This is a genomic window from Streptomyces sp. CC228A (genome assembly GCF_021390935.1).
Taxonomy (GTDB): Bacteria; Actinomycetota; Actinomycetes; order Streptomycetales; family Streptomycetaceae; genus Streptomyces.
In genome coordinates, this window is sequence record NZ_JAJPUI010000003.1 from 202,883 (window position 1) to 217,087 (window position 14,205).

The following is a 14,205-nucleotide window of genomic DNA, read 5'->3' on the forward strand; positions in this document are numbered from 1 at the left end:
GGGTCCTCACAGCTCGCGGGCGGCGGAGGTGGAGGACATGTCCGGGTAGCGGTCGCCGGCCACCTGGGCGGCGACCGGTTCGAGCAGGGCGAGGTCCGCCTCGGTGAGGGTGATGCGGGTCGCGGCGGTGTTCTCCAGCAGCCGGCGGCGCTTGCGGGTGCCGGGGATGGGCACGACGGTCAGGCCGTGGACGGCGGCCTGCTGGTGGACCCAGGCGAGGGCGATCTGGGCGGGGGTGGCGCCGTGTGCGGCCGCCACGGTGCGCACGGGGTCCAGGAGGGAGGCGTTGCGGCGGGCGTTGGCGCCGGAGAAGCGTGGATGGCTCTGGCGGAAGTCCCCCTGCGGCAGCTCCGTGGCCGCGTCGGTGAAGGCTCCGGTGAGGAAGCCGCGGCCGAGCGGGGAGTACGGGACGAAGGCGACACCGAGTTCGGCGGCGGCGGGCACCGCGCTGCGTTCCACGTCGCGGGAGAACAGCGACCATTCGGACTGCAGGGCCGCGATGGGGTGCACGGCGTGGGCCTCGCGCAGTTCGGCTCCGGTGACCTCGCTCAGCCCGAGGTGCCTCACCTTGCCCTCCTTGACCAGCTCGGCCATGGCGCCGACGGACTCGGCGAGCGGGACGGCCGGGTCGCGGCGGTGCATGTAGTAGAGATCGATGACGTCGACGCGGAGGCGGCGCAGGCTGCCTTCGACGGCGGACCGGATGTAGGCCGGGTCGTTGCTGATGACCCGCCCCCGGGGGTCGTCGCTGCGGACGACGCCGAACTTGGTCGCGAGGGTGATCTCGTCGCGGTGGGCGGCGGCGAACGGGGCGAGGAACTCCTCGTTGGCACCGCGGCCGTACATGTCGGCGGTGTCCAGGAGGGTGACGCCCGCCTCCAGGGCGGCGTCGAGGGTGTCGCGGGCGGCGGCTTGGTCGGTGTCGCCGTAGAACTCGCTCATCCCCATGGCGCCCAGTCCCTGGACGCCGACCAGGGGCCCGTCGGCGCCGAGGCGGACCTGAGCGATGCGCTGAGCGGGCCGGGAGGTGTGCGTGGTCATGCGTCGCGCCTTTCCGGGGCGCGGCCGGCGCCCGAGTAGATACCGATCTTGTAGTCGAGGACGGCGAGGGTGTCCTGCAGTTCCGCGATGCGGGAGAGCACGTCCCTGCGGGTGGCTTCCAGGAGTTCCCGGCGTTCGTCGAAGGTGTGCTCGCCCCGGCGTACGAGGTCGGCGTAGCGCACCATCGCGGCGACGGACATGCCGGTCAGCCGCAGCTTTCCGACGAGGACGAGCCAGTCCAGGTCCCGGTTGGTGAACCGCCGCTGCCCTGTGGCGGAGCGGTCGACGTGCGGCATGAGGCCGATGCGCTCGTACCAGCGCAGGGTGTGGGCGGTGAGTCCCGTCCAGGCCGCGACCTCGCTGATGGTGTAGCGGTCCTGTCCGTCGGGCCGGGGGTGTGCGGGTGGTCGGTCCGCGCACGCGTCGGTGCGGGGGGTGGTCGTCGGAGTGCTGTCGATCACCGTCATGTCCTCCACGCTAGGAGGTTGGAGTGCACTCCAGGCAAGGGCCGCCGGGCGAGCAAGTACGCTCGACGGCATGCAGAGCCTGGCGTTGATCGAGAACTGGCCCGTACCCGCCGCCGCGGCGGCCGTCGTACGTGCGGACGGCGCGGTGGCCGGGTCCCGCGGCCCGACGGACCGGCGGTTCCCGCTGGCCTCGGTGACGAAGCCGCTGGCGGCGTACGCGGTGCTGGTCGCCTACGAGGAGGGCGCGGTCGAGCTCGACGAGCCGGCCGGGCCGGAGGGCTCCACCGTGCGCCACCTGCTGGCGCACACCTCGGGGCTGGCGTTCGACGAGCAGCGGGTCATGGCGGCGCCCGGTACCCGGCGGATCTACTCCAACACCGGGTTCGAGGTACTGGCGGACCATGTGGCGAAGGCCGCGGACATCCCGTTCGGGGAGTATCTGCGCCAGGCGGTGCTGGAGCCGCTGGGCATGACGCAGACGACGCTGGAGGGGTCTCCGGCGAAGGACGGGGTGTCGACCGTCGACGACCTCGTACGGTTCGCGGCGGAGGTCCAGGCGCCGAGGCTGCTGGATCCGCGGACCGTCCTGGAGGCCATGACGGTCGTCCACCCCGGCCTGACCGGCGTCCTGCCCGGATACGGCCACCAGAAGCCGAACGACTGGGGGCTCGGCTTCGAGATCAGGGATGGCAAGTCACCGCACTGGACGGGGGTTTCCTCGTCCCCGCGCACCTTCGGCCACTTCGGCCAGTCCGGGACGTTCCTGTGGGTCGACCCGGACGCCGGGGCGGCGTGCGTGGCCCTGACGGACCGGGCGTTCGGCCCCTGGGCCGTCGAGGCGTGGCCGCCCTTCACGGACGCGGTCCTCGCGGAGCTGCGCGGCGCCGGCGCCTGAACACGGCGAGCAGCAGTCCCCCCTCGACGCTCCCCTCCGGGCGCGGCGGGGGAGCCCGAACCCCTCGGCATGGGCGGCCGCCCTTCAGCCGTCCCCGGGCCACCCTGGGGCAGCGCAGCCGTCGGCGGCAGCGGCCGCCCTCCGCCGCCCTTCCGCCCGCCGTACCTGCGCCCCCGCGCTGCCCGCCGCGGGCAGCGCGCCCGCCGCCGTGGGGCATGGGCGCACCGATGCGCCGGCACTCCGCGGGCGGACCGCCCCCGGGACGCGCCGGGGGGACCATCCCACCCGGCCCCCGGCCGGTGCCGCCCCGCCGCCACCCGCGACCAGAGAACGCCGCCCCGCCCCCGGAGGGCGCCGCCGCAGTGGATCAGGCGGGCGAGCCCATCGCCCACGCGAGGATCTCGGCCGGTTCCGTCGCGGTCAGCTCCAGCCCGCGGGCGCCGGTGATCCGGGCCGCGTCGCCCGGGCCGAGCCCGCGCCCGTCGAGCTCCGCGCGGCCGCGTACGACGTGGACGTACAGGAAGTCGCCGTCCGGGAGGGGCGTGCGCTCGCCGGCGGCCGGGCGCCGCACGTGCAGGACGGCTCCCGCGGCGGGCACGGCGTGGGACGCGGTGCCGGCGGGGCCGGGCACGTGGGCGTACGACGGTTCGCCGCCCGGCTCGCGCGGCGCCAGCCACATCTGAACGAAGGTCAGCGGCACGGTGCCGTCGTTCCGTTCCACGTGCCGCACGCCCGCGGCGGCGCTCAGGTGCTGGAGGCCGCCGGGCCGGACGACGGTCTCGTGCCCCGCGGAGTCCCGGTGCGTCAGCTCGCCCTCCACCACCCAGGTGACGATCTCGGTGTGGCTGTGCGGATGCTCCTCGAAGCCCGCGCCTGGCGCGAGCCGCTCCTCGTTGCAGGCGATGAGCGCGCCGAAGCGGATGTTGTCCGGGTCGTAGTGGGGCCCGAAGGAGAAGGCGTGCCGGGTGTCGATCCCGGCTGCCGGGTCGCCGCCGGGGTAGCGGTCCCCCGCCCTGTGCAGGGCCAGCTGCGTGTACGTCACGGACCCACCGTAGACGCCGCACGTGGTGCGGCCGCCTTCCGCCCGCCGGGGGCAGAGCAGGGCAGAAGGGACAACGGTGGACCGGCTGGGCAGGCTGCCGTCCCGATAAGGCAGTCTTGTTCCGTGCCTGATCCCGCAGCAAACGACGCCCACCCGCACGCGGCGACCCTGAAGCGCCTGGAGCAGTCCTCCGGGCGGCTGGCCGCGAGCGCCATCGCCCGCATGGACGAGACACTGCCGTGGTACAGGGCGATGCCTCCGGAGAACCGGTCCTGGATCGGCCTGGTGGCGCAGGCCGGTATCGCGGCCTTCACCGAGTGGTTCCGGCATCCGGAGACCCCCCAGGCCATCTCCACCGACGTGTTCGGGACCGCGCCCCGCGAGCTGACCAGGGCGATCACGCTGCGGCAGACCGTGGAGATGGTGCGCACCACCATCGAGGTGATGGAGTCGGCGATCGAGGAGGTCGCCGCGCCGGGCGACGAGGCGGTGCTCCGCGAAGCCCTGCTGGTGTACGCCCGCGAGATCGCCTTCGCGACCGCGCAGGTGTACGCCCAGGCCGCCGAGGCGCGCGGCGCGTGGGACGCCCGCCTGGAGTCCCTCGTGGTGAACGCGGTGCTGTCGGGCGAGGCGGACGAGGGTGCGGTCAGCCGGGCCGCGGCCCTCGGTTGGAACTCGCCGGAGCACGTGTGCGTGATCCTCGGCACCGCCCCGGACGGTGACAGCGAGCTGACGGTGGAGGCGATCCGGCGCGCCGCCCGCCACGCGAAGCTCCAGGTGCTCACCGGGGTGCTGGGGGACCGCCTCGTGGTGATCGCGGGCGGCAGCGACAACCCGCTGGCGGTCGCCAAGGCGCTGATCGGGCCGTACGCCGCCGGCCCGGTGGTGGCCGGGCCCGTGGTCTCGGACCTGCAGACGGCGACGCGGTCCGCCCAGGCGGCGGCGGCCGGCCTGAAGGCCTGTTCCGCCTGGCAGGACGCGCCGCGCCCGGTGCTGGCGGACGATCTGCTGCCGGAGCGGGCGATCGCCTCCGATCCGACTGCCCGGGAGCAGTTGGTGGAGGAGATCTACAGACCGCTGAAGGAAGCGGGCTCGGCCCTGCTGGAGACACTGAGTGTGTATCTGGAGCAGGCGAGCAGCCTGGAGGGCGCGGCGCGGATGTTGTTCGTCCACCCCAACACCGTGCGCTACCGCCTCCGCCGTGTGACCGACGTCACCGGCTGGTCACCCTCCGATGTCCGCTCGGCTTTCACGCTGCGGATCGCGCTCATTCTGGGGCGCTTGGCCGACGCGGACGGCCAGCTCTAGTCTTTTGTGGGGGATCAACAATTCGTCCGACGGTTCTTCGTCCCAGTCCCCACGGGCGCCACGGACCGTCCACAAGAGAGAGTGTGAGGGTGCTCGTACTCGTCGCTCCCGGCCAGGGTGCTCAGACCCCTGGCTTCCTGACTCCCTGGCTCGACCTCCCCGGGGCCGCCGACCGTCTCGGCGCCTGGTCCGAGGAGCTGGGCCTGGACCTCGTCCACTACGGCACGAAGGCCGACGCGGAGGAGATCCGCGACACGGCGGTCGCGCAGCCGCTGCTGGTCGCGGCCGGGCTGCTGTCCGCCGCGGCACTGGGTGACATCGCGCCGGACGCGGTCGCGGGCCACAGCGTCGGCGAGATCACCGCGGCGGCGTTCGCGGGGGTCCTGGACGACACGGCCGCGCTCCGCCTGGTGCGCGCCCGCGGCCTGGCGATGGCCGAGGCCGCCGCCGTCACCCGTACCGGGATGTCGGCGCTGCTCGGCGGCTCGCCCGAGACCACCGTCCCGCACCTGGAGAAGCTGGGCCTGACCCCGGCGAACGTCAACGGCGCGGGTCAGATCGTGGCCGCCGGCACGCTGGAGCAGCTGGCGGCGCTGGAGGCCGACAAGCCCGAGGGCGTCCGCCGCGTGGTGCCCCTCACCGTGGCCGGCGCGTTCCACACGCACCACATGGCTCCGGCCGTGGCGAAGCTGGAGGAGGCCGCGAAGGCCCTCACCCCGGCCGACCCGAAGGTTCCGTACGTCTCCAACAAGGACGGCGAGACCGTCGCCTCGGGTGCCGACGTCGTCACCCGTCTCGTGGGGCAGGTCGCCAACCCGGTCCGCTGGGACCTGTGCATGGAAACGTTCCAGCGGCTCGGCGCGACCGCGCTCGTCGAGGTGTGCCCGGGCGGCACGCTGACCGGTATCGCCAAGCGGGCCCTCCCGGGGGTCCGGACGCTCGCCCTGAAGACCCCCGACGACCTGGACGCGGCCCGCGAGCTCATCGCCGAGCACGCCGGCGCCGACGCCGCCGCGTGACGACCGGGACGACCGAGCAAGGAGCCGTAGAGAGCATGGCGAAGATCAGGCCCAGCAAAGGCGCCCCGTACGCGCGCATCATGGGTGTCGGCGGCTACCGTCCCACCCGCGTCGTGCCCAACGAGGTGATCCTGGAGAAGATCGACTCGTCCGACGAGTGGATCCGCTCGCGCTCCGGCATCGCCACGCGCCACTGGGCGTCCCCCGAGGAGACGGTGACCGCGATGTCGGTGGAGGCGGCCGGCAAGGCCCTCGCCGACGCCGGGCTGACTCCGGAGCAGATCGGCGCGGTCGTCGTCTCCACCGTGTCCCACTTCAAGCAGACCCCGGCCGTGGCCACCGAGATCGCGGACCGCATCGGGGCGCACAGGCCCGCGGCGTTCGACATCTCGGCGGGCTGTGCGGGCTTCGGCTACGGGCTGACCCTGGCCAAGGGGATGGTCGTCGAGGGCTCGGCGGAGTACGTGCTGGTCATCGGCGTGGAGCGGCTCAGCGACCTCACCGACCTGGAGGACCGCGCGACGGCCTTCCTGTTCGGTGACGGCGCCGGCGCCGTGATCGTCGGCCCGTCGAAGGAGCCGGCCATCGGCCCGACGGTCTGGGGCTCCGAGGGCGACAAGTCGGAGACCATCAAGCAGACCGTGCCGTGGACGGACTACCGCGACGGCACCGTCGACAAGTTCCCCGCGATCACGCAGGAGGGCCAGGCGGTCTTCCGCTGGGCCGTCTTCGAGATGGCGAAGGTCGCGCAGCAGGCCCTCGACGCGGCCGGCATCAGCCCGGCCGACCTGGACGTCTTCATCCCGCACCAGGCCAACATGCGGATCATCGACTCGATGGTGAAGACCCTCAAGCTGCCGGAGCACGTCACGGTCGCCCGTGACGTGGAGACCACCGGCAACACCTCGGCCGCCTCGATCCCGCTCGCGATGGAGCGGCTCCTGGCGACCGGGCAGGCGAAGAGCGGTGACACCGCGCTCGTCATCGGCTTCGGGGCGGGTCTCGTCTACGCCGCGACGGTCGTTACCCTCCCCTAGGGCACCGTGCGGATCTTCCGCGGGGTCGACCCGACAGTCCAGCCTCTGAGAAACCCAGAGCTACACACCGCTACACATTGAAGGAGCGCCACCATGGCCGCCACGCAGCAGGAGATCCTCGAGGGTCTCGCCGAGATCGTCAACGAGATCGCCGGTATCCCGACGGAGGACGTCGAGCTGGGCAAGTCCTTCACCGACGACCTGGACGTCGACTCGCTGTCCATGGTCGAGGTCGTCGTCGCCGCCGAGGAGCGCTTCGAGGTGAAGATCCCGGACGAGGACGTCAAGGACCTCAAGACCGTGGGCGACGCTGTCGACTACATCCTCAAGCACCAGGCTTGATTCGGTTCGCCACCCGGCGGTGGCGCCGCTCGCCTTACCTCTGACACGTGGAGAGAGAATTCCTGTGAGCTCGACCAATCGCACCGTGGTCGTCACCGGTATCGGCGCAACCACACCGCTGGGTGGCGACTCCGCCTCGACCTGGGAGGGTCTGCTGGCGGGACGCTCCGGCGTGCGCCCCCTGGAGGGGGAGCGCTTCGCCGACCTGCCCGTCAGCATCGCCGCCCGGGTGGCGGTCGAACCCGCCGAGGTCCTGCCGCGGCCGCTGGCCCGCAAGCTGGACCGGTCGGCGCAGTTCGCGCTGATCGCCGCACGCGAGGCGTGGGCCGACGCCGGTTTCACCGCCCCGGCGGGCGAGGACGCCGCGGTGCGCCCCGAGCGGCTCGGCTCCGTCATCGCCTCCGGCATCGGCGGCGTGACGACGCTCCTCGACCAGTACGACGTGCTGAAGGAGAAGGGCTCGCGCCGGGTCTCCCCGCACACCGTGCCCATGCTCATGCCGAACAGCCCCTCCGCCAACGTCGGCCTGGAGGTGAACGCCCAGGCGGGCGTGCACACCCCGGTGTCGGCGTGCGCGTCGGGCGCCGAGGCCATCGGCTACGCCGTCGAGATGATCCGCACCGGCCGGGCCGACGTGGTCGTGGCGGGCGGCACCGAGGCGGCCATCCACCCGCTGCCCATCGCGGCGTTCGCCAACATGATGGCGATGTCGAAGAACAACGACGAGCCCGAGAAGGCCTCCCGCCCGTACGACAAGGCCCGTGACGGCTTCGTGCTGGGCGAGGGCGCCGGTGTGGTCGTCCTGGAGTCGGCCGAGCACGCCGCCGCGCGCGGCGCCCGCGTGTACTGCGAGGCGCTGGGCCAGGGCCTGTCCGCCGACAGCCACCACATCGCCCAGCCGGAGCCGACGGGCCGCGGCATCGCCGCCGCCCTGCAGCACCTGCTGGACGGCACGGACCTGAAGCCGTCGGAGGTCGTGCACCTGAACGCGCACGCCACGTCGACCCCGCAGGGCGACGTCGCGGAGATCAAGGCCCTGCGCAAGGTGCTCGGCGACGATCTGGAGCACGTGGCGATCTCCGCCACGAAGTCGATGACGGGTCACCTGCTGGGCGGCGCCGGCGGCATCGAGACCGTCGCCACGGTCCTGGCGCTGCACCACCGCACGGCTCCGCCGACCATCAACGTCGACGAGCTGGACGAGGAGGTCGACGCCGACATCGTGCGCGGCGAGGCCCGAGCGCTGCCCGAGGGCACGATCGCGGCGCTGAACAACTCGTTCGGCTTCGGCGGCCACAACGTGGTGCTGGCGTTCCGTTCCGTCTGACGGCCCGCCAGGCGCTCTCCCAGGGCATGAGTGAGGCCCCCGCCGGAAGGCGGGGGCCTCACTCATGCCCTCAGCCGGAGCTGCTTCCCGGGCGTGGCTCAGGGCCGCACACGACGCTTCCGTACGCTCAGACCACCTGGTGCAGCCACCGCACCGGGGCGCCCTCGCCGGCATAGCGGAAGGGCTCCAGCTCGTCGTCCCAGGGCTTGCCGAGCAGTTTGGCGATCTCCGCCTCCAGCTGCGTCTCCCCCTGCGCGGAGCGGGCGAGCGCGGCGCGCAGCCGGTCCTCGGGGATCATGATGTCGCCGTGGATCCCGATGACCGCGTGGAAGATGCCCAGCTCGGGCGTGGCGCTGTAGCGCTCGCCCTCGGCCGCGGAGCAGGGCTCGGCGGTCACCTCGAAGCGCAGCATCTGCCAGCCGCGGAGCGCCGAGGCGAGTTTCGACGCGGTCCCCGGCTCGCCCTGCCAGGAGAACTCCGCTCTCCAGGTCCCCGGGGAGGCCGGCTGGCGGATCCAGTCGAGCTGGACCCTCGTGCCGAGCACTCCCGCCACCGCCCATTCGACGTGTGGGCACAGCGCGCGCGGCGCGGAGTGGACGTACAGGACTCCACGTGTCGTCACCGGGACCTCCAGTGTGGGACGAGGTTCGCCTTTCCCAGCGGCCTCAGTAAACAGCATCGGGAGCGAAACTCCACAAAAGGGACAGCATGTGACGTGATGTAATTTACCGGAGCCGGTCGGCCAGGCGCCTCTGGTTCGACGGGGCAAAGCTATCGTGCGCCGGGGCGATTGGGATGACGTACGGTCGGTCCTGTGGGCCGTCGACACGAAGCTTTCACTCGCCAGGACGCCGACCGCGCAAGGGAATCGAGCGGTACGGTGCCCCTCGCGGCATCCGCGCTCCGCGAACCGCCCCGGCGGCGCGCGACCGGACGTCCGGCCGCCGCCGCGCTGGTCTGCGCGGCCGTGATCTCCGGGTGTGTCGCGTCGCCCGGAAGCAGCAGCGGCGAACCGGCACCGACCACCCGCGCCGAAGCCCCGCAGCGGACCACCGCCCCGTCGCCGGCCCCGCCGCCGCCCTCCGCGTCACCGGACCCCTCGGGGTGGAACGCCCGTCCCGACTCCGTCGCGGCGGTGGGCGACTCGATCACCCGGGCCTTCGACGCCTGCGGTGCGCTGGCGGACTGCCCCGAGGCGTCCTGGGCCACAGGTTCCGACACCCGGGTGAACAGCCTGGCGCTGCGGCTGCTGGGCACGGCCGGGGCCGCCGAGCGCAGCTGGAACCTCGCCCGCTCCGGGGCCCGCGTCGCGGACCTGCCCGGCCAGATGGCACGGGCGGCGGAGCACCGGCCCGGTCTGGTCACGGTCACCGCCGGCGCCAACGACGCGTGCCGCCCCGCCCCCGCGCTGATGACGCCGGTCGCCGACTTCCGCGCCTCGTTCGCCTCGGCCCTGGCCCGGCTGTGGGAGGCGTCGCCGTCGACACGGGTCTACGTGACGAGCGTGCCCGACCTGAAGCGGCTCTGGGCGACGGGGCGGGACAACGCCGCAGGCCGCCGGGTGTGGGCGCTGGGCGTCTGCGCGTCCATGCTGACCGACCCGCTCGACACGGGGCCGGCGGCCGAGCGGCGCAGGTCCGCGGTGCGGGAGCGGGTCGTCGCGTACAACGAGGTGCTGAAGGAGGTGTGCGTACGGGACGAGCGGTGCAGGCACGACGGCGGCGCCGTCTTCGACCACCCCTTCGGCGCCGCCCAGTTGAGCCCGTGGGACTGGTTCCATCCGAGCCTGGAGGGCCAGGCCCGGCTGGCGGACATCGCCTACCGGAACGTCACGGCGGCACGCCCGCCCGCGTAGGCTCGCGGCATGGTCACGAAGGTTGAGGAGTGGGGCCGGCTGGCCGACGGCACCGCGGTGCACCACTGGACGCTGGAGCGGACCGACGCGCCCCTCCCGGTGCGGGTGCGGATCCTGACCTACGGCGGCATCGTGCAGTCGGTGGAGTTCCCGGACCGCCACGGGACGCAGGCGAACGCGGTGCTCGGCTTCGACGGTCCCGCCGGGTACGAGGCGCACCCCGAGCCGTACTTCGGGGCGCTGGTCGGCCGGTACGCGAACAGGATCGCGCACGGCGCGTTCACCCTGGACGGGCGGGCGTACCGGCCGGCCCGCAACGGCGGGCCGCACAGCCTGCACGGCGGCCCGCGCGGCTTCGACAAACGGGTGTGGAGCGCGTCCGCGACGGGGGCGGGTGACGGCGTGCGGCTCACACGGGTGAGCCCCGACGGGGAGGAGGGCTTCCCCGGGCGCCTGGAGGTGTCGGCGACGTACAGGCTCGACGACGAGGGCGCGCTGTGCATCGCGTACGAGGCGGCGACGGACGCCCCGACGGTGGTGAACCTGACGAACCACACGTACTGGAGCCTCGGCGACCCGCGTCCCGAGCTGCGGGTCGCCGCCGCGCACCACACGCCGCTGGACGCGACGGGCGTGCCCACCGGCGGGACCGCCCCCGTCGCGGGCACGCGGCTGGACTTCCGCACCCGCCGGGAGGCGGGCACCGGCCTCGACCACAACTTCGTGCTGGACGCACCCGGGACGGGCGCGGGCGCGGCGCCGGCCGCGGAGCTGTACGCGCCGGCGACGGGGCGCCGGGTGACGGTGTGGACCACCGAGCCGGGGCTTCAGGTGTACGCGCCGGACCACCTGGACGGGGTCGCGCTGGAGACCCAGCACTTCCCGGACTCGCCGAACCGGCCGGAGTTCCCGAGCACGGTCCTGCGGCCGGGCGAGGTGTTCCGCTCGATGACGCGCTACGGCTTCGGCGTCGTCCTCGACGACCGGGACTGAGCGGGGCGCGGGCGGTCGCGCACCGCTCCTCCGGGCCCGATCCGCGGAAGCGGCGGGCTCGCCGGGCGGCACTGCGGCCCGGCGGGCGGACCCCGGCCTCCCGCGCGGGCGCTCAGTCGAGTTCCAGGGTGACCCGCAGGCGGCTGTCCGTGAGGGAGCGGCCGGCGTGGACGTCGTACACCCCCGGTACCGCCGCCCACTCCCCGCCTCCTCGTCCCACACGTCGAAGAGCCGGGGCGCGAGCCGCACGACCGCCTCGACGGCCTCACCCGGCTCCGCCCGGACCGCCGCGAACCCGGCGAGCCACCGCCGGGGCCGCTCCACGAGGTCGGCGCGCGGCGCGACGTACAGCTGGACGACCTCGCGGCCGGCCCGCGTGCCGGTGTTGCGGACGACGACGCGGGCCGTGGTGGGCGTGGCCTCCAGGGATTCGTACTCCCAGGTCGTGTAGCCGAGGCCGTGGCCGAAGGGGTACGCCGGCGCGGCACCGCTCCGGTCCCAGGCGCGGTAGCCGACGAACAGCCCCTCCTCGTACGGGAGTGTCCCGTCGGGTGACGGGGTGACGCGGCTGACGGGTGCGTCGGCGAGCGCGGCGGGCCACGTGGTGGGCAGTCGCCCGCCGGGCTCTCGCGCCCCCAGCAGGACGTCGGCGAGGGCGGCGCCGCCCTCCTGGCCGGGGAACCACGTCAGCAGCACCGCGGCGACGTCGTCGCGCCACGGCATCTCCACGGGCGCCCCGGCGTTGACGACCACGACCGTGCGCGGGTTCGCGGCGGCCACGGCCCGGACCAGGTCGTCCTGGCCCCCGGGAGCCGCAGGTCGGCGCGGTCGTGGCCCTCGGACTCGACGCGTTCGGTGGTGGCGACCACCACGACGGCGGTGTCGGCGGCCCGCGCTGCGGCGGCGGCCTCCTCGATGAGCTCCCGGGGGTCGCGGCGGGGCGGCCGGTGGAGGAGGCTGAACGCGACCGCGGGCAGCGGCGCCGGGACGCCGCGGTCAGCGGTGTGGCGCAGGGACACCTCGACGGGCTCGCCGACGGCGAGGCGCGCGGTACCGCGTTCGGTGGGGGCGCCGGTGAACGCCTCGAACGGGTCGGTCTCCCCGCCCGCCTCCTGGACCCCGTCGTAGAGGACCCGGCCGTCGACGGCGAGGGTGAACGCGCCGAGTCCGCGGGTGCCGAAGACGTGGTCGCCGCTCTCGCGCGGCAGGAAGGTCCCGGTGATCTCGACGCTGTGCAGGGTGCCGTGGCCGACCCCCGCGGGCAGGTCGGCGCCGATCCACTGGACCTGGCCGGTGGGCAGCGGGACGTCGGCGAGCACCGCGCCGGAGGCGTCGCGGCAGACCGCGCGCAGGGTGAAACCGGCTCCCGCGGGGGCCGGTTCCCGGTCGGGGTCGGCGCCGACGGCGTAGGTGAGGGCGGTTCCGGCGGGCAGGGCGGCGGTGAGGCCGTCGAGCGGGGAGACCGTCCGTGCGGGGAAGACGTGCGCGGAGCCGCCGCCCAGGATGCGGGCGTCGCGCGCGGCCGCCCCGATGAGGGCGATCCGCGAGCCGCGGGCCAGCGGCAGCGTCCCGCCGGGGTTGCGCAGGAGCACGAAGGACCGGTGGGCGATCTCGCGGGCGAGGGCCTGCCCGTCCTCCGGCTCGGGAGGCTCGGGCACCGCCGGGTCCGCGCCGCGCAGCGCGCCGACGCGGGCGGCGAGCCGCAGCAGGCGCCGTACGGCCGCGTCGACGGCCTCCTCGTCGGCCTCCCCCGCCCGTACGGCGGCGGCCAGCGCCTCCCCGTACACGGTGTGCGGGCCCGGCATGGCGACGTCGAGTCCGCCGCGCAGCGCGCCGGAGGTGGAGCGGGCGGCGAACCAGTCGGAGACGGTGACGCCGTCGAAGCCCCACTCGCCGCGCAGCACGTCGTGCTGGAGGTGCCGGTGCTCGGTCATGGTGACGCCGTTGACCTGGTTGTACGCGGCCATGACGGCCCAGGGGCGGGCGTCGCGGACGATCCGCTCGAAGGGGCCGAGGTAGAGCTCGCGCAGCGGTCGGGGCGCGATGACGTTGTCGACGGTGAAGCGGTCGGTCTCGGCGTCGTTGGCGACGAAGTGCTTGACGCAGGCCGCGACGCCGCCGTCCTGGACGCCGAGGACGTAGCCGGTCCCGATCTCGCCGGTGAGGTGCGGATCCTCGCTGTACGCCTCGAAGTGGCGGCCGCCCAGCGGCGAGCGGTGCAGGTTCACCGTCGGGGCGAGCAGCACGTGGACGCCCTTGCGGCGGGCCTCGGCGGCGAGGGCGCGGCCGGCCCGGCGGGCGAGAGCGGGGTCCCAGGTGGCGGCGAGCGCGGTGGGGGACGGCAGGGTGAGGGAGGGGTCGTCAGGGGTCCAGCGCACGCCCCGCACACCGACGGGCCCGTCGGACAGCACCAGGGAGGCGAGTCCGGCGGCGGGCGCGGCGGGGAGGCTCCACATGTCCTGGCCGGCCAGGAGCCGGGCCTTGGTGTCCAGGTCGAGCGTGCGGAGCGCGGCGTCGACCGCCGCGCCGAGCCGCTCCGCGCGGGCCTGCGATCCCCGGGCCGGCGTCTCGCGGGGCCCGGTCCGGCCGCTCCTCCTTCCGGACGGTGCCCGACCCGCCGCCCGGCCGGTCTTCGCGCCCTCGTCTCCGGTCCGGCCCGCCGCCCGGCCGGTCCCTGCCTCGTCGCCTCCGGCCAGGCCCGCCGCCCGGCCGTTGGCGGGGTCCTCGCGTCCGGTCCGGCCCGCCTTCCCGGCGTCCGATCCTCCGGGCCCGGTCGCCCCCGGTGCGCGCCCGCCGGTGCCCGCCCTGTCAGCCGCCATGGCCACCTCCCGCTTCCCGGCCGTCGGTTGGCGCCCATCGTGGCCCGTGGACCGGGTGAA

General features: G+C 74.5%; 12 protein-coding genes and 1 pseudogene. 8 read left to right on the forward strand and 5 right to left on the reverse strand.

Annotated features, from left to right (window positions below; all coding sequences use genetic code 11):
• Positions 1-6 precede the first annotated feature (6 nt).
• Both L6E17_RS10840 and L6E17_RS10845 read right to left on the reverse strand, forming a co-directional pair.
• Complete coding sequence (locus L6E17_RS10840; protein ID WP_236240569.1) at positions 7-1,041, reverse strand: aldo/keto reductase; 1,035 nt, start codon at positions 1,039-1,041, stop codon at positions 7-9.
• Positions 1,038-1,508 carry a MerR family transcriptional regulator gene (locus tag L6E17_RS10845; RefSeq protein ID WP_236240570.1) on the reverse strand — a complete coding sequence of 157 codons (471 nt, stop codon included), beginning with the start codon at positions 1,506-1,508 and terminating at the stop codon, positions 1,038-1,040. The genes L6E17_RS10840 and L6E17_RS10845 overlap by 4 nt, the downstream gene beginning before the upstream one ends.
• Positions 1,509-1,578: 70 nt before the next feature.
• Between L6E17_RS10845 and L6E17_RS10850 the strand changes: the two genes are divergently transcribed.
• Positions 1,579-2,403 (forward strand): serine hydrolase, encoded by an 825-nt coding sequence (locus L6E17_RS10850; protein WP_236240571.1) that lies wholly within the window; start codon positions 1,579-1,581, stop codon positions 2,401-2,403.
• 367 nt (positions 2,404-2,770) lie between these two features.
• Here L6E17_RS10850 and L6E17_RS10855 read toward each other — a convergent pair whose 3' ends face one another.
• A complete protein-coding gene (locus L6E17_RS10855; protein WP_236240881.1) occupies positions 2,771-3,430 on the reverse strand; it encodes a pirin family protein in 660 nt (219 codons plus the stop codon).
• Between the two features lie 138 nt (positions 3,431-3,568).
• Here L6E17_RS10855 and L6E17_RS10860 point away from each other — a divergent pair, with 138 nt between their 5' ends.
• From L6E17_RS10860 to fabF, 5 genes are all read left to right on the forward strand, one after another.
• On the forward strand, positions 3,569-4,753 hold the full coding sequence (locus L6E17_RS10860; RefSeq protein WP_236240572.1) for a CdaR family transcriptional regulator: 1,185 nt from the start codon (positions 3,569-3,571) through the stop codon (positions 4,751-4,753).
• Between the two features lie 89 nt (positions 4,754-4,842).
• A complete protein-coding gene (locus L6E17_RS10865; protein WP_236240573.1) occupies positions 4,843-5,772 on the forward strand; it encodes an ACP S-malonyltransferase in 930 nt (309 codons plus the stop codon).
• Between the two features lie 35 nt (positions 5,773-5,807).
• On the forward strand, positions 5,808-6,809 hold the full coding sequence (locus L6E17_RS10870) for a ketoacyl-ACP synthase III (protein WP_236240574.1): 1,002 nt from the start codon (positions 5,808-5,810) through the stop codon (positions 6,807-6,809).
• A 93-nt stretch (positions 6,810-6,902) separates the two neighbouring features.
• Positions 6,903-7,151 carry an acyl carrier protein gene (locus tag L6E17_RS10875; protein WP_236240575.1) on the forward strand — a complete coding sequence of 83 codons (249 nt, stop codon included), beginning with the start codon at positions 6,903-6,905 and terminating at the stop codon, positions 7,149-7,151.
• 64 nt (positions 7,152-7,215) lie between these two features.
• Positions 7,216-8,478: a beta-ketoacyl-ACP synthase II gene (gene fabF / locus L6E17_RS10880; protein WP_236240576.1), complete on the forward strand. Its 1,263-nt coding sequence runs from the start codon at positions 7,216-7,218 to the stop codon at positions 8,476-8,478.
• Positions 8,479-8,605: 127 nt separating this feature from the next.
• Here the strand turns inward: fabF and L6E17_RS10885 are convergent, their stop codons facing one another.
• Positions 8,606-9,100, reverse strand: coding sequence for a DUF3145 domain-containing protein (locus tag L6E17_RS10885; RefSeq protein WP_236240577.1), 495 nt, complete (start codon positions 9,098-9,100; stop codon positions 8,606-8,608).
• A gap of 258 nt (positions 9,101-9,358) precedes the next feature.
• Between L6E17_RS10885 and L6E17_RS10890 the strand changes: the two genes are divergently transcribed.
• Positions 9,359-10,333, forward strand: coding sequence for a GDSL-type esterase/lipase family protein (locus tag L6E17_RS10890; protein WP_236240578.1), 975 nt, complete (start codon positions 9,359-9,361; stop codon positions 10,331-10,333).
• 9 nt (positions 10,334-10,342) lie between these two features.
• Entirely contained in the window at positions 10,343-11,326 is a 984-nt protein-coding gene (locus L6E17_RS10895; protein WP_236240579.1) for an aldose epimerase family protein, read from the forward strand.
• 112 nt (positions 11,327-11,438) lie between these two features.
• On the opposite strand, the pseudogene L6E17_RS10900 reads toward L6E17_RS10895, so the two are convergent.
• Positions 11,439-14,022, reverse strand: a pseudogene (locus tag L6E17_RS10900) (glycoside hydrolase family 3 C-terminal domain-containing protein).
• Positions 14,023-14,205: the final 183 nt, after the last annotated feature.